Annotated in this window: 8 protein-coding genes; 6 read left to right on the top strand and 2 right to left on the bottom strand. The window is 68.0% G+C overall.

Annotation, left to right across the window (positions count from 1 at the left end; all coding sequences use genetic code 11):
- Positions 1-23: 23 nt before the first annotated feature.
- Positions 24-308, top strand: coding sequence for a DUF4190 domain-containing protein (locus ACTRO_RS08285; RefSeq protein WP_034262526.1), 285 nt, complete (start codon positions 24-26; stop codon positions 306-308).
- Positions 309-456: 148 nt separating this feature from the next.
- On the opposite strand, the gene ACTRO_RS08280 is transcribed toward ACTRO_RS08285, so the two are convergent.
- On the bottom strand, positions 457-4,005 hold the full coding sequence (locus ACTRO_RS08280; protein WP_169739855.1) for a lectin: 3,549 nt from the start codon (positions 4,003-4,005) through the stop codon (positions 457-459).
- 673 nt (positions 4,006-4,678) lie between these two features.
- On the opposite strand from ACTRO_RS08280, the gene ACTRO_RS08275 reads away from it, so the two are divergent.
- The 3 genes from ACTRO_RS08275 (at position 4,679) to ACTRO_RS08265 (ending at position 9,090) form a co-directional block, all read left to right on the top strand.
- Positions 4,679-5,605 (top strand): ROK family protein, encoded by a 927-nt coding sequence (locus ACTRO_RS08275; protein WP_034262523.1) that lies wholly within the window; start codon positions 4,679-4,681, stop codon positions 5,603-5,605.
- A gap of 467 nt (positions 5,606-6,072) precedes the next feature.
- Positions 6,073-8,412, top strand: coding sequence for a glycoside hydrolase family 9 protein (locus ACTRO_RS08270; RefSeq protein ID WP_051450507.1), 2,340 nt, complete (start codon positions 6,073-6,075; stop codon positions 8,410-8,412).
- 132 nt (positions 8,413-8,544) lie between these two features.
- Positions 8,545-9,090 (top strand): hypothetical protein, encoded by a 546-nt coding sequence (locus ACTRO_RS08265; protein WP_034262520.1) that lies wholly within the window; start codon positions 8,545-8,547, stop codon positions 9,088-9,090.
- On the opposite strand, the gene ACTRO_RS50280 is transcribed toward ACTRO_RS08265, so the two are convergent.
- A complete protein-coding gene (locus ACTRO_RS50280; RefSeq protein ID WP_281177846.1) occupies positions 9,084-9,206 on the bottom strand; it encodes a hypothetical protein in 123 nt (40 codons plus the stop codon). The genes ACTRO_RS08265 and ACTRO_RS50280 overlap by 7 nt on opposite strands.
- A 1,721-nt stretch (positions 9,207-10,927) precedes the next feature.
- Between ACTRO_RS50280 and ACTRO_RS08260 the strand changes: the two genes are divergently transcribed.
- Both ACTRO_RS08260 and ACTRO_RS48790 read left to right on the top strand, forming a co-directional pair.
- Complete coding sequence (locus ACTRO_RS08260; RefSeq protein ID WP_051452322.1) at positions 10,928-12,415, top strand: DHA2 family efflux MFS transporter permease subunit; 1,488 nt, start codon at positions 10,928-10,930, stop codon at positions 12,413-12,415.
- 301 nt (positions 12,416-12,716) lie between these two features.
- A complete protein-coding gene (locus ACTRO_RS48790) occupies positions 12,717-16,523 on the top strand; it encodes an arabinofuranosidase catalytic domain-containing protein (protein WP_051450506.1) in 3,807 nt (1,268 codons plus the stop codon).
- Positions 16,524-16,680: the final 157 nt, after the last annotated feature.

The following is a 16,680-nucleotide window of genomic DNA, read 5'->3' as shown; positions in this document are numbered from 1 at the left end:
TCCGGAGAAACGGAGGAACGACGATGGCTTCGCCCTACACCGGGAATGCGCCCGTCACCCGTACCGGAGGCAACGGCCTGGCCGTGGCGGGACTCGTGTGCGGCATCATCGGGGTGTTCCTGTTCGACTTCATCCTCGGTCCGCTCGCCCTCATTTTCGGCGGCGTCGGACTGCGCAACGCCAACCACGGCGCCGGGCACCGCGGGATGGCGCTGGCTGCCGTGATCCTCGGCATCGTCGACATCGTGCTGTTCGTCGTCATCATCGCGGCAGCCTCGCACCACTCCGCCAGCTGGCACTTCGGCTGAGCGAGCTCGAACGTGTCCACAGTGCGGTATCTGCTGACAAGCAACTGACAAGCGGTCGGCAACTGTGCGTTCAAGGCTCCGGCCCCGGTGCTTGTGCACCGGGGCCGGAGTCACCGCTGCCGACCACTCGTCGGACGCGGACCTACCGTTACGGCAGGGTCCAGTTCTGCGCATTGGTGCCGTTGCAGGTGTACAGCTGGAGTTGCGTGCCGGCCGTGGTGCTGGAGCCCGGGTCATCAAGGCAGAGCCCTGAGTTCGTGTTGATGAGGGAGCCGTTGGCTCCCTCGGTCCACTGCTGGGCGCCGGTGCCGTTGCAGGTCCAGTACTGGACCACGGTGCCGTTGGTGGTGCCGGAGTTGCTGGCGTCGAGACAGCCGCCGAGCACCTGGAGGGTTCCGTTCGACTCCACCGTCCACTGCTGGGCGGCGGTGCCGTTGCAGGTCCAGATCTGGACGTGGCTGCCGTTGGTCGTCGATCCGCCGTTATCGTCCACGCACAGGCTGCTCGAGACGCCCGAGACGATCGGGCCGGTCGACCCGGTCGGCGGCGGCGTGCTTCCGGAGCCGCCGGCGAACCCGATGGCGAACACGTGGAAGTCACCGCCGCCGGCGGTCGGCAGCGTGACGCTGCCGCCGGTCTTGCCGCTGGTGAGAGCGGCGTCCGTGGCGAACACATAGGTGTTGACCGTCTGGGAGGAGCCACCGGCGTTGCGGTAGGTCGTGGTGGCGACGGTCTGGTCCGAGGACGGTGCCGTGTACGCGCCGGCGCCCAGCGTCCAGTCGCCGAAGTCCACCGAGATCTGCTGCGTGGTGCCGTCGGTGTAAGTCACCGTGAGGGTTCCGGTGGAGCCGCCACTGCCCGCGTTGGTCGCGCTGCCCAGTAGGCCGATCTTGGTCGCGCCGGAGATGTCCGGTTCGGCGATCTTCTGGCCGGAGGCCTCGATGTTGTCGAGCTGACCCGCGGCCGCGGAGGGCCAGGTGTAGCTCACGCCGTCGGAGGTGACGGTGCCGCCCGGCTTCAGGCCGGCGTTGCCGAGCGCCGTCGCCGAGTAGCTGTAGCCGGCGCCGTCGTAGTTCGCCGCGCTCTGGTTCGTGTCGGCGGAGATGCCGGCGTTGGTGTAGTACGGCGGGAGCTCGCCGGCCTTGGCCACGGCCACGTTCAAGCTCGCCGCGGGCAGGCTGGTGCCGCCGGAGGCGAGGGTGAAGGTGATCGGATAGCTGCCTTCGGTCTGCCCGGCGGTGACGGTGACCGACTGGCTGCCGGCGGAGTCGGCCGGCACGCTGAACGAACCGCTGGTCGGGCTGATCGCGACGCCGCTCGGGGCGCTGGCGGTCCAGGTGACCGTGATCGCGGAGCCGGTGAGGTTGGTCGCGTCCACGGCGCCGGTGCCGGTCGCCCCCGGGGCGATGACCAGTCCGGACGCCGGGCTGGTGGAGGTGACCGCGATCCGCGAGCCGGTGCTGTCGGACGGCGGGGCCTCGTTGGCGGCGGCGGCCCACCCGGTGTTCGCGCTCGTACCGAGGACGTCCGTGAAGGTTCCGCCGGCGGTGATCGCGGAGGTGGGCGCGTAAGCGTTGTTCCACGCGGCGCCGTTCCAGGTCGCGGACTGCACGTACGGGGCGTTGTCGGCGGCGTTCGTGCCGTTGATCGTCAGGGTGTTGCCGCTGGGCAGGGTGACGACGGACTGGGTGAAGAGCGAGCTGCCCAGGGCCAGCGCCGAGGTGCCCGGGGTCTCCGGGTACATGCCGAGTGCGGACCAGACGAACCACGAGCTCATCTCGCCGAGGTCGTCGTTGCCGGCCAGGCCGCCGGGCGTGTTCGTCCAGATCTGGTCCTGGACCTCGCGCACCACGTGCTGGGTCTGGTACGGCTCGCCGGTGTAGTCGTACTCCCAGGGCAGCTCCAGGCTCGGCTCGTTGCCCAGGTCCGCCTGGGAACCGTTGGCGCCGCCGAAGCCGGCGAGCACCTGGTTCAGGTAGCTGCTGTTGTAGTGCGCGTTACCGCCGTCGGCCTGGGCGAGGCCGGCGATGTTGAACGGGACCATGCCGGTGTACTGCCACGAGGTGCCTTCGACGAAGTCGGTGCCGCTGGTCGCGTCGAACACGGGGCTCCAGGAGCCGTTGAGCAGCTTCGGCTGCATGAAGCCGGACGCCGGGTTGAAGATGCTCTGCCAGTTCTGCGCCCGGGTGGCGAAGGTCGTGTAGTCGGCCGTGTTGCCCAGCTGCTGGGCGAAGGACGCGATCGCGTAGTCGGCGCTGTCGTACTCGAGCTGCGTGGAGGAAGGGCCGTAGAAGTTGCAGCAGCCGTAGCTTCCGTCAGAGGGCAGATATCCGGGGCTGCCGGTGATGTAGTTCAGGCCGGGCCGGTTGTTGTTCGTGTTCTTAGCCTCGGCGACCATGTCGGTCAGGGCGGTGGCCGTGTCGAAGCTGCGGGCGCCGAAGGCGTAGTAGTCGGCCAGGATCTCGTCGGCCGGGTCGCCGACCATCACGTAGCTCTCCCCGTTGTCCTCCGACCACTTGGGGAATTGACCGGTCTGGGAGTAGTCGTCGATCATCGACTGCGCCGTGTCGGACGCGACGGACGGCGCTACCAGCGCTTCGAGCTGCGCTTGTGAGCGGTAGATGTCCCAACCGGAGTAGTTCGCGTATGCGGCGCTGTGCCCGGAGTCGACAGTGTGGGTCTTGCCGTCGAAGCCGAAGTACTGGCCGTTGGTGTCGCTGATGATGTTCGGGTGCAGCAACGCGTGGTACAGCGCGCTGTAGAAGACCGTTTGCTGCGCCGCGGTGCCACCGGCTATCTGGATCTTGCCGAGCGTCGAGTTCCAGGAGGACTGCGCGGCAGCCTGCGTCGTGGCGAAGTTGAACCCCGAGTCCTCGGCCGTCAGGTTGCCCGTCGCGTTGGCGACCGACACGTAGGACAGGCCGACCTTGGCCAACACCGTCGCGGTGCTCGTGGTGTTGAACGTGAGGTAGTCGCCGCCGGAGAAGGTCCCGGAGGAGCTGAACGGGGTGTTGAACTTCATGTCGAAGTACACGGTGTAGGTGTTGCCGGCGCCGCAGAAGTGCCCGTCGGTGACCTGGCCGGTCACCTCGGTGTTCGAGACGACGGTGAAGTGCTGGTTGGACGTGCCGTTCTGACTCGAGTTCATCTTGAACAGCAGGTTCGCCTGCGTCGTGGACGGGAAGGTGAACTGGCCCAGGCCGGTGCGCGGCGTGGCCGTCAGCTTCACCCCGACCCCGTTGCCGAGCGTCACCGAGTACAGGCCCGCGCTGGCCGACTCGTTGCTGTGGGAGAACGCGTCGGTCGCCGAGCCGTTGATCGCGCCGGTGGTGGGCAGGATCGGGATGTCCCCGCCCGCACCGCATCCGGGTCCTGAGATATGGGTGAGGCTGAACCCGGTGATCGAGGAATCGTTGTACGAGTAGCCGCCGCCGGCGGGCGAGGACGTGGTGTCCGGGGACCACTGGACCATGCCGAACGGCGCGTCGGCGCCGGGGAAGTCGTTGCCGCCGTTGGTGGTGCCGATGAACGGGTTAACCAGCGATGCCGGATTCGACACGAGGGCGGCGGCCTGCGCCGAGGGCGTGAGCGCGGGCAGGCACGCCGCCGCGCTGACCAGCGCGGCGACCACGGTGACCCGCAAGGTCTTGCCCGCGCGTAGGCGGCGGGGCACAAGGCCCCAGGGAACTGATCTCATCGAGTTTCCATTCCGTTCGGTGGTGGGATCGGGTGAAGCGTGAGGCCGAGCCGTATGACAACGTTGTCATCGCCGCTCCGCGGTTCGGCCGGCTCTCCGGCGGCCGTCCGTCTTCCGCCCGGGGCGCACCGGAAGGAAGAACAGGTGGGAGTTGCGGTGACGCGGTGACGCGGGGGCACCGATGGCGCCGAGGCGCCGCGGCCCTGCGGGTCGATCACGAAGAGATCGCTGTGCAGCCGATCAGACAACGTTGTCATACGGTGAAGCTGAGAGAGATGAAAATACCGATCTGACGCAGCGTCAAGTACCGCGGCGAAACTTGCGGAAGTTTCTTCAAGATCAGACCTCGATCTCTCGCCGAAAAGGCGGCGAGCGCATCAGGGTCACGACACGGCGCACCTGAGGCGCCATGGCGCAGCCGGGGAAGGCTTGACAGCGGCTCCACGCTGTGTCAGATTTTGAGCGTCCGAGTGACAACGTTGTCATAGTCATGATCACGCACATCCGTTCGTGTGAGGAGCTGCGCCGCACCCGCGGCCGGACGCGGTCAGAGCAGGAGAGCGCGCGATGGCGGGTGAGGAAGGACGACGGGCTGTCTCGTCGGTGCTGCAGTGCCCTTACTCCCGCCCGGGGCTCGTCGGCGGATCGCGCCATCGATAAGCGAGGGGCAGGGGTGTCGGTGCGATCGGGTGGTGCGGCGCTGGCCGTGGACATCGGCGGCACGAAACTGGCCGCCGCGCTTGTCGATTCCGAGGGGCAGGTGCTGCGCCGAAACGAGGTCCCCACCCCGAAGACCACCGTCGCCGAACAGGCCGGCGACGCTCTGATCGGCCTGATCCGCCCCCTCCTGGCCGGTGCCGACAGGCCTGTCGTGGCCGCGGTCGCCAGTGCCGGCCCGCTCGACCCGCGCCAGGGAACCATCAGCCCGGTCAACATCCCGGCCTGGCGTTCCTACCCGGTGCTCGAGCAGGTCGGCGAAGTCACCGGATCGATGCCCTCCGTCCTGCTCGGCGACGCGCTGGCGGCGGCCGTGGGAGAGCAGTGGCGCGGGGCCGCGACCGGCAGCGGCGCGATGCTCGGCGTGGTCGTCTCCACCGGTGTCGGCGGCGGCTTCGTCTTCGACGGACGCCCGTTCGCCGGACCGACCGGAAACGCAGGCCACCTCGGGCACATGTGCGCCGACCCGCTCGGGCAGCTGTGCCCGTGCGGCGCCCGCGGTTGTGTCGAGATGCTGGCCAGCGGGCCCTCCATGGTGCGCTGGGCGCGGGGGATGGGTTGGCCTGGGCACGAGGCCCGGCAGCTGGCCGTCGAAGCGCGAAGCGGCCGGCCGCTCGCGCTCGCCGCGTTCGGGCAGGCGGCCGAGGCTCTTTCGCTGGGCATCGCGGCCGCAGCCGCGTTGTGCGACCTCGATGACGTGGTGGTCGGGGGAGGTGTGTCTCAGGCCGGTGAGATCCTGCTCGGGCCGTTGCGCCGCTGTCTGGCGGCGCGCACGGCCCTCGAGTTCGTGCGCCGGATCAAGGTGCACCAGTCGGCCCTGGGCACCTCAGCCGGCCTGATCGGCGCCGCCAGAGCCGGCTTCCAACTGCTCGCGGACGCGTAGCCGCCGTTCCATTCAATCTGCCGGCAGACCGGCCAACGGCCCGAAGATGCCGCTGTCGGCGATCGAGCCGTGGACCGGCAGCAGTATCGGCCCGCTGCCGCGAAGCTCGAAATGCAGGTTCGCCGCGGGAACCCGCAACCTGCCTGTGCTTGTCGACCCCATCGCAACCCCCGTTGTTCGATCGACCAGACTTCGATGTCGATTGTACTCAACGTGGATCATGCGCGACGGTGACATTCGTACCCTGCGACTGGGTCGCCGGGTACGGGTGTTTTCACCAGTTTTCAGGCCTGCCGCGCCGCTGGCCAGTGACGCTTGCCGATCCGTGTTCACCGCTGTTGTCCTCGGTGGGGGGCCCGGCGATCCTGTACGGAAAGTCGGTTCGGGCCGTACCCCTTTCCGATCCGACCCGACGGACGAACACGAACCAGCAGGCACGAGCGCGAAACAATCGAACAGGAGGCCAGGTGCGCAGACTGTACAAGAGAATCCTCCGCTCGAGCACGGCGACGCTGATGATTCTCTCCGCGGCACTCGTCATGAACGGGTCCAGGGCGCTGGCGGACACCCCTAGCAGCCACCCCTTGAAGGACCTGCCCGTATTCAGCAGCACGCGATATGACGAGTGGGCCGGCGCGGGCTCCCCGCTCAGTATCGAAACCGCGTCCTACAACGGCAATCCGGCGCTGCCCGTCGACACCACGCAGACGTACAACGGCCTGCCCTCCCTGCGAGTCGACGTCACCTCGGACGGATCGAGCGGCTATGGCTGGTGGTCGGTGACCCAGGCCGACAACAACTGGGAAACCTACTCACTGGTCCCGTACTACGCGAACGGCGCACTGGAGTTCAACGTCAAGGGCGCCGTCGGCGGCGAAGCGTTCACGATCGGCTTGGGAGATCGCAACAACCGGCGCAGCCCCGTCCAGTACAACGCACCCACGGTTCAGAGCAGCCACTATGTCACGGTCACCTCGACCTGGCAGCACGTGCGAATACCCCTCGCGGACCTCATTCCGGCCGGAAGCATCTTCGATCTCAACCAGGCGTACCTGCTGTACTTCGGCAGTGCCAACAACAACGCCCAGGAATTCTGGCTGAACGACGTCAAGTTCACCTCGCCGGATCCGCAGCACAGCGCGCCCTTCATCAAGGTCAACCAGCTCGGCTATGGCAGCCTCGCGGCCAAGGACGCTCTGGTCACTGGCTACGCCGATGAACTCGACGCCGTCGACGGGACACCCTTCCAGGTCAAACGCAGCTCCGATAACGCCGTCGTGTACAACGGCAAGCTGAAGCTGGCCGACGACTACGACTCGCAATCGGGTGAAAGGATCTTCCGGGCCGACTTCTCCTCGCTGCTGCGGCCGGGCACCTACTACCTGTCGGTGGCGGCACCTGGTGTAGCGGATTCGCTGCCCTTCCAGATCGGCGACAACGTCTACCAGCCGCTGGTCACCGACGCCTCGCGCTACTTCTACTACCAGCGCCAGGGAATCGCTTTGGACGCCGCGCACGCGGGCGTGTACACGCGCGGGGTGGGAGATCCGCAGGACGCGAACGCCCCCTTCGCCTCCGGGGTGAACCCGCCCAGAGACGTCTCGCAGGGCTGGTACGACGCCGGCGACTACGGGAAATACGTCAACTCCGGCGCCGTCGCCGTCTCCGACCTGACGTGGGCTTATCAGCTCGTTCCCAACGAGTTCAAGGACGGCCAGCTCAACATACCGGAGAGTGGAAACGGCGTCCCCGACATCCTCGACGAGGTGAAGTGGGAGACCGACTTCATCCTCAAGATGCAGGACCAGGCCAGCGGCGGCTTCTACCACATGGTCCAGCCCACCAGCACCGCGGCGCCCGACAAGGACACCACGCAGCGTGTCATCGAGGACGTCAACGGTTCGCAGACCAACGTGCGGCCGACCGACGACGCAGCCAGCGCCGCCGCGGCCCTCGCAGAGGCCTCCATCTCGTTCAAGAAGTTCGATCCCGCGTACGCCGCCACCCTGTTGTCGGCGGCTCGTCGCGGCTGGGACTACCTGAGCGCCAACCCCGACGGTGTCGGCGGGGTTCCCGGTCCGTACGCCGTCAGCGATGACTCGGCGGATCGCCTGTGGGCCGCCGCAGCGCTCTACCGGGCCACCGGCGATGCGCAGTACAACACGTATTTCCTTGACAACTACCAGAATTTCGCGAGCGCCTGGGACGGGTCCAGAGACGACCCGGGCGGCGTCGGCAACATGGCCCAGACCGCCTTCCTGGACTACCTGCGGGCAGCACACCCCGACGCCACGGCCAGAGCCTGGTTCGCGACCAACTTCCAGGCATGGAGTAAGGCCGTGCTGGCACGCTCGGAGCAGGGCCCGTGGCACAACACCCTGGAGGACAACGACTATTACTGGGGCAGCAACGGCGTGGTGCTCAACACGATGCATGTGCTGGCAGCGGGCACGATCGTCCTGGGCGGCCTCAATCTGAGCAGCGACGTGCGCGTCGCCGGAGCCCTGCAGTCCGGCATGAACTACATCCTCGGGGTCAACCCGCTGCATCTCAGCTTCGTCACCGGGGACGGCGCGGACAGCATCACGACGATCTACTCGACGGCCTGGAGCAATGAGGGTCATCCCGGTGTACCGAACGGCTACCTGGCCGACGGCCCGAACAGCGACGACAACCCGTTGCTGTCCTGCACCGCGCCGGCCAAGTGCTACCTGGACAACGACTCGAACTGGACGACGAACGAGAACGCCATCTACTGGAACGCGGATCTCGTCCTCGACTCCGCGCTCCTCGCCCAGATCCCGTAGAACTGGCACCATGCGCTAGAAAAACGAGGACCGGGTTCGCCACCCGGTCCTCGTTCGCACGCGAGACTTCGCACATACGAGCACTGCGATGGAAATCGACAGCGACCTGTATCAGCTGTCATACTTGCGCCCGTGACTAGGTCGGGGGTTCCGTTCTACGCGTTTTTCGGGTTGGGCTGGCTGCTTGCCGGACTGGGCCATTACGGGGGCGCCGCCATAGGTGTGGCGGGCACACTCGGCCTGGCGATCGCACTCACCTTGGTGCGGTTGTCGCGCAAGCCTACGTCCGAGCAAGCCATCGAGAGGCCCGATTATCCATCGGCCGCCTCGGCCGCCACATCGCGGCAGTTTAAGCTGATAAACGTCGTGCAGTGGAGTCTCGTCGCCGTCATCGTTCTAGCCTGCAGGGCCGGCGGAGAACCCGGGCTGATCATGCCACTGGTCGCCATCGTGGTCGGTCTGCACTTCTTTCCGCTGGCCCGTGTCTTCGCCAAGCCCCGCCTCGCTGCTCCAGGCGCCGTGCTCACCGCGGTGGGAGTCGCCGGGCTCATCGCGCGAGCCGCGGGCCTTTCGCAAGCAGCCGTATACACACTGGTGGGTGTCGGCTGTGCGCTGACCCTGTGGTTCTCGGCCGGTTGGACGATCCTCGGCCATGTCAGTGATGGCGAATCTCAGTAGCCGCTCTGCTGCGTGGCGAGCAGGAGGATCGCGGATGCCCCGAGCACTCGCGTCAGGATAGTCAGGGCATAGATCCAGTCGAACGCCTCAGTCCAGCGGTCGCGATGAGTGCGCACTGCAGCAGGCGAAGTAGTCATGCTTCATCCGATAACCGCCCTCGCACAGCCCATGCGTGCCGTGAAATACCGGGAGGCCCGGCTCTACAGCGAGTTGATGATCGGCTGGGTGGTCATCATGGTGCGGGCGGCCGCTTCGCTTCGCCCGGGTTTGCTTCCACCCGTCCACCCGTTGCGTGGGCGGGTGGGCTGGGGTTTCAGGCTTTCGCCTCCGGCGCGGGCCCTTCCCTCGGAGAGAATGCCGGGGTCGCGTGGGTGCTGGCGGGGCGGGGCGGGCTGAGGTTCGGGGTGGTCGGGTGCCGGGGGCGTGCTCTCTCCTCGGTCGGTCCCCGGAGGCAATCAGGAACCTGCCGGGAGGTCAAGCGGCGGTGGTTTCCGTTGATGCTGGATCTTGCATCGCGCCGCTTGACCTCCCGGCAGAACCCTGATCGGGCTTCGCCTGCCCGACCGAGGAGAGAGCCCACCCCCTGGGGGAGCGGTGTGAGCTGCGCTCGGGCCGGGTCCTGTCCGGTGGCCCGGTCGCGCTCGATGCGGAAGAATCTTGCATTGCCGTTCTGGGCCGCCGTCTTCTTCTCTACTTCTTCAACGCCGGGGAGCGCGCCCGAGTGCCCGGAATCTCCAATATTTTTCTTTTCCGGCAAAGGCTGGATACGCGGCTTTTGTCGGTGGTGGCGTCTAGTATGGAGGAGTACGGGGGTTGTCGGGGCTTGTGACGGGAGGGTGGACGGGGTGGCTGGTCAGATGGCATCGGGGGTGTGGCCGAAGACGGTGCAGGATTTCCCCTCGGGGTGCGGCCGGGCCGCGCGATCCTGTGCAGTGCGTGAGCACCGGGTGGAGCCGATCGGGGCGATGCAGAATTCGACGGCAGGTACGACCGGAGCACCGACCTCCGCGCGAATCGAGGATCGGGTTGGCACCGGATCGCGGCGATGCAGGATCCTTTCGGATCGAGCGCGGCCGGCCTGTGGGATTCTGCCGCGATGGTCGGATCAGGGTGATGCAGGATCCTTCCGCACCGAGCGTGGCCGGGCCACGCGCCGAGACTCGGCCCGAGCGCAGCTCGCACCGGACCCTCAGGGGGTGGGTTCTCTCCTCGGTCGGGCAGGCGAAGCCCGATCAGGGTTCTGCCGGGAGGTCAAGCGGCGCGATGCAGGATCGAGCATGAGCGGAAGCCGCCGCCGCTTGAGCTCCCGGCAGGTTCCTGATTGCCTCCGGGGACCGGCCGAGGAGGGAACACGCCCCCGACATCCGACCACCCCGAACCTCAGCCCGCCCCGCCGCGCCAGCACCCCACAGGCCCCGGCAATCCCTCCGAGGGAAGGCCCCCGCCGGAGGCGAGATCTTGAAGCCCCAGCCGTCCCTGCCAACGCAACGGGTGGGCAGGGTGGGTAAACGAAACCGGGCGACGCGAAGCGGTCGCCCGCACCCGACGACACCCCGATCCGACAGGCCATCACGCCCCACAAGCACTCAGTCGATCATCAAATCGAGTTAGGGCCCGATCGGGTCGCGATCACACCATTGCCGAGCCGATGCACCGGTATGCGCCCTGATCCTGCTCTATATGCTGGTGCACACGGCGAAGCCCGGACCCTGGACAGGCCCTGCCGCCGGGCTCCGGCTCGGGCGGCTCGAACGCGGGAGACGATGTGGCCGGAAGCGGCGGCGAGGCGGCACGGGACGCCGGTGCGCACGACGCGCCCGGGGGCCGGGCCGGGCAGGTGCGCTATGGCCGGGCCGACGGGTGGTGGGTGCTGGTCGCCACCATCCTGGGCTCCGGCATGGCCTTCCTCGACGCGACGGTCGTCAACATCGCGCTCCCGCACATCGGTGCCCAGTTCCACGCGGCGACCGCGCCGCTCCAATGGGTGGTCAACGGCTACACGCTCAGCCTCGCGTCCCTGATCCTGCTCGGCGGTTCGCTCGGCGACCGGTTCGGGCGCCGCCGGACGTTCGTTATCGGCGCGACGTGGTTCGCGTGCGCCTCGCTGCTGTGCGCGCTCTCCCCGAACGTCGACGTGCTGATCACCGCACGGGTCTTCCAGGGCATCGGCGGAGCGCTGCTGGCTCCGGGCTCCTTGGCGATCATCGAGGCCTCCTTCCGGCCCGCCGACCGCGCCCGCGCCATCGGGGCGTGGTCCGGGCTCGGCGGAGTGGCCGGAGCCATCGGGCCGTTCCTGGGCGGCTGGCTCGTGCAGGCCGCGACGTGGCGGCTGGTTTTCCTGATCAACGTTCCGATCGCGGCCGTGGTCTGTTTCGTCTCGATGCGGCACGTGCCGGAATCGCGCGATCCCGAGGCCGCTCGGAGCCTCGACGTGGTCGGCGTGGCGACCGCGGCGCTCGGCCTGGCGGGGCTTACCTACGGGTTCACCGCGTGGCCGGAACACGGCGCGACCAGCCCGCTCGTGTTCGCCTCCCTGATGATCGGAGTGGCGGGGCTCGTCGGGTTCGTCTTCGCGGAGCGGCATGTGCGCCAGCCGATGCTTCCGCTGGAGGTCTTCCACCGCCGAGCGTTCAGCGCCGCGAACCTCGTCACGTTCGTGGTTTACGCGGGTTTCGGCGGCGTGCTGTTTCTGGCGGTGCTCAACCTGCAGGTCGTGGTCGGCTTCACCGCGCTCAGCGCCGGCGTCTCGCTGTTGCCGATCACGGTGTTGATGCTGCTGCTCTCGGCACGGTCCGGAGCGCTCGCCCAGCGGATCGGGCCACGCGTGCAGATGACTGCCGGCCCGCTGATCTGCGCCGGGTCGCTGCTGCTCTTCTCCCGGATCGGCGCGCATGCGACCTACCCGCGCGACGTGCTGCCGGCGGTCGTCGTGTTCGGCCTGGGGCTCGCGGTGTGTGTCGCGCCGTTGACCGCGACGGCGCTGGGCTCGGTCGACGAGCGCCACGCGGGCATCGCGAGCGGCGTGAACAACGCCGTGGCGCGTGCCGCGGGCCTGCTCGCCGTCGCGACGCTGCCGCTCGTCGCGGGGCTGGGCAGCGGCAGCCTCACCGTCGCCGCGGACCTCGCGCCGATGTATCACAGGGCCATGCTGATCTGCGCGGGGCTGCTCGTGCTCGGCGCGGCGATCGCCTTCGTCGGTATCCCCACCAAACTCCCGGTGCAGGAGGCACACGCCGAGCCTCGTGAACCCGCCTGCAAGAGACACTGCGCGGTGGGCGGCCCGCCGCTCGAGCCCCGTCCCGAGCGAACGGGTGCGCAGGGGTGAGCCTCGCGACCGCGCATCGGCCGATCAGCCTTCGCACCCGAAGGTCACTCTCGGTGTTTCGTGCGAAGCCTTGACGCAACATCAGTGACGGGTGATAGTGAAGAGCATCGCGCTGCTCGCGCATCAACCCACCGACGGAGGTTCCAGGTGTCGTCATCCTGGCAGCAGGATTGTTAGCGCTAACAAAATGTTAGCGCTAACAACGCGCTGACCAGGGCACTTGGCCATAAATGCCTCCGTGGGTGCGAAGTACGTCATCTGATCAGGGGACGAAGGAGTTCCAGTGGATGCTCGATCATTAATGTCCAGACGATCGTTCGTGCGCATACGGCGCAGGGCTCGCGTCGCGGCGGCGGCGGTCGTGCTCGCGCTGATGGGCGCGGGTCTCGCGACGGGCACCGTGGCGCAGGCGGCCACGTCGGCCGCCTCAGCCACCGCGCCCAAGGCGCAAGGCCCCTGCGACATCTATGCCGCGGGCGGGACTCCCTGCGTCGCAGCCCACAGCACCACCCGGGCGCTGTACGCCTCGTACAACGGCCCGCTCTACCAGGTGCAGCGGCTGTCCGACCATAAGACCAGGAACATCGGCCTGCTGAGCCGTGGCGGGTACGCCGACGCCGCCGAGCAGGACGGGTTCTGCGCGGACACGACCTGCGTCATCACCCGCATCTACGACCAGTCTCCGATGCACAACGACCTGACTCAGGCGCCTCGCGGAGCGTTCAGCGGCCCGGCGACGGGTGGCGCCGACAACCTCCCGATCGCGGACATGGCCCCGATCACGATCAACGGCCACAAGGCTTACGGCGTGTTCATCGAGCCCGGCATGGGCCTGCGCGACAACGACACCACCGGAATCGCGACCGGCGACCAGCCCGAGGGCACGTACTGGATCGTCGACGGTCAGCACTACAACGGCGGCTGCTGCTTCGACTACGGCAACGCCGAGATCGACAGCCGCGACGACGGCAACGGCACGATGGAGACGAGCTACTTCGGCGACGCCACCTCCTGGTACCACGGAGCCGCTCCCGGGCCGTGGGTCATGACCGACCAGGAGAACAACCTGGTGGGATGTGTCAACCCCGGAAGTAGCTCGAAGCTCTGCGCACAGCTGCCCAGCGTCACCTCCCGGTTCGTGACGGCCGTGGCCAAGGGCGAACCGCACCACTGGGCGAGCCTCGGCGGCGACGCGCAGCAGGGTGACCTGACGACGATGTTCGATGGACCGCGTGTCGACTCCAGCTATGACCCGATGCAGAAGCAGGGGGCCATCGTCCTGGGCAACGGCGGCGACAACAGCAACGGTTCGCAGGGTACGTTCTACGAAGGCGTGATGACGGCCGGGTACCCCTCGGACGCCGTTGACCAGCAGGTGCAGGCCAACATCGTCGCGGCCGAGTACAACGTGCAGCAGTTGACCCTGGCGCCGAGCTCGGCGAGCGTCAACCCGCCCGGCCTGCAGACGTTCGCGCCGCGCTCGAGCCAGGATGTCGCCGAGACCTTCACGAACACCACCGGCTCGGCCGTGGACGACCTCAAGCTGAAGCTGTCGGTCCCTCACGGCTGGACCGCGAAGGCACAAGGGCCGGACACGTTCTCCTCTGTCGCACCCGGTGCGAGCGTGAGCGCGACCTTCACCGTCACCTCGGGTAAGGAGGCGTTCAACGGTGATCTGGACGGCAGAGCCGAGTGGGGCAGGAGGGGCGAGCCCAACGGCGAGGCGACGACGACCGAGAAGGTTCGCAACGACAGCCCGATCAAGATCAACGAGTTCCGGATCGGCACGGCGGACGACTCGACGAACTCCTACGTCGAGCTCGCCAACGCCTCCGCGCACGCCATCGACGTCTCCGGCTGGACGCTGACCGAGCACCCGTCGGGGCAGGCGGTCTTCTCCACGGTCACGATTCCGGACGGCACCACCATCCCGGCCGACGGCCACTACCTGCTCGCCCTGGCCGATTCAGGGCTCGCCGCGCCGGCCGAGGCGGGCGACTCCACGCTCAACGTCCGCAGCACGGCCGGGATGAGCGTCGGGGACCCGGTCGTGATCGGCACCGGCCGCACGGCCGAGACCGCGAAGATCGCCGCCATCCCCTCGGTCGGCGCGACCGGGCCGCGGGTCTCCGGGGAACTGGGGAACGCGGTGAAGCTGAACGGCGCCAACGAATACGTCAGCCTGCCCACCGGAATCGTCAGCGGCCTGTCCGACTTCACCGTCTCGGCCTGGGTCAACCCGTCCGTCGACTCCACCTGGTCGCGCGTCTTCGACTTCGGCACCGGCCAGAACACGTACATGTTCATGACGGTCGACGGCGGCGGCGCCGGACTGCGCTTCGCGATAACCACGGGCGGAGGCGGAGGGGAGCAGCAGCTTACCGGCGGCGGTCAGCTTCCGCTGAACACGTGGTCGCACGTCGCGGTGACGCTCTCCGGCACGACCGGCACGCTCTACCTCGACGGCAAGCCGGTGGCGACCAACCCGAACATGACGCTTCACCCGTCCAGCCTCGGCAACACCAACCAGAACTGGATCGGGCGCTCGCAGTACGCAGACCCGTTCCTCGATGCCGCGGTCGACGACTTCAACATCTACGACACGGCGCTGTCACCGGCCGAGATCGCCGCACTGGCCGGTGGCCAGGCCGGCGCGGGCGACGTCGCCGACTACAAGTTCGACGAGACCGGAGGCGCCACCGCCGTCGACTCGTCCGGCAAGGGTAACAACGCGACGATCATCGGTCAGGGCACTGCGGCGACGGGCAACACGCCGCTGTGGCAGCCCGTACCGGACGGTCCGATCACGATTCCCGCCGGCTCGACCAACGTCCCGGTCACGAGCACCACGGGTTTCACCGTCGGGCAGAAGGTCTCGATCGGCTACGGCAGCAAGCTTGAGGTGGCCACCGTGAGCGCGGTCGGCACGGCAGGCACCCAGGCGCGGTTGGCCGCAGCAGCAGCCGCCGGCGCGAGCGTCGTCAAGGTCTCGTCGACCGCCAACATCTCGGCGGGCGACAAGATCCGGCTGGACATCGGCAAGCAAACCGAGACCATCACCGTCGCCACGGTCGGGACGGCCGGCGCGAACGGCACCGGGCTCGGTCTGACGGCCCCGCTGACCCAGAACCACTCGTCGAACCTTCCGTTCAGCGACCGGGGGACCGGAATCAGCTTCACGCCGGCGACGCACTTCGCGCACTCGAGCGACGAACCGGTTCAGGCCTTGGGCGCCGGGATCGTGCTCGACCACCCCTTGGCACACAAGCAGGCGATCAACGCTCCTGTACGCGACACCAAGGTCACCACGGCGGGATATCAGGGTTCGCCCACGCCCGACCAGTGGTTCGGTGGACCGGCTCTGTCCACCAGTGCCGGCGCGATGGTGCTGCAGGACGACCACGGCCTCGTCGCCGACAGTCTCGACTACGGCCTCCTGGTCGACCCGTCTGCCGCGGAGGGCTACCAGGGCGGCACGGGCAGCGGCTGCACAGTACCCACGCCGGCCTTGGCCAGCGGCGTGGGTAAGAGCGCGAGCCGCTTCCCCGACGGCAACGACACGGACAGCAACTGCTCCGACTTCATCGTCGCCAACGCCACGCCCGGCACGGACAACAAGTTCGCACTGGACGCGGGGCCGCTGGTGTCGTTGCAGACCACGGCCGGAGGCACCTCGTCCGACTTCATCAAGCACGACGACACCGACGACCTCGTGGTCACCGCGCCGATCACGGCTGGCAGCGCGCAGATCGACAAGCAGGACGGGACGTGGGTCGAGGCGGCCGGTCTGGCCAATCCGAGTTGTGTCTCGTTCGAATCGGTCAACAAGCCCGGCAGCTATCTCAGGCACATGAACTTCCAGTTCCACCTGCAAGCGAGCGACGGCAGCGCCCTGTTCGCCCAGGACGCGACGTTCTGCCCGCAGGCGGGCAACAGCGGGCAGGGCATGTCGTTCCAATCAGTGAACTACACCACCAAGTACGTCCGCACATTCGGCAACACCCTCTACCTCGCCAGCGATGGCGGAACCAACCCGTGGGACGACGCCACCTCGTGGGCGGCCGACTCGAGTTGGCTGGTCGACCAGCCCTGGGCCCAGGCGCCGTGATGTCCACGGAAACCTGACCCGTAGCAGGGCGCTGTAGGTGGTCGCTCTCGGCACCGAGCCATACCGGTGCCGAGAGCGACCGCGCAGCCGGCTGGCTGGCTGGCTGGCCGGACGGCTCGGCCACGCCGTCGACCGTCGAACCCGGACCGCCGAACCC

The organism is Actinospica robiniae DSM 44927 (assembly GCF_000504285.1).
GTDB lineage: Bacteria > Actinomycetota > Actinomycetes > Streptomycetales > Catenulisporaceae > Actinospica > Actinospica robiniae.
This window is presented reverse-complemented; position numbering and strand designations above follow the sequence as displayed.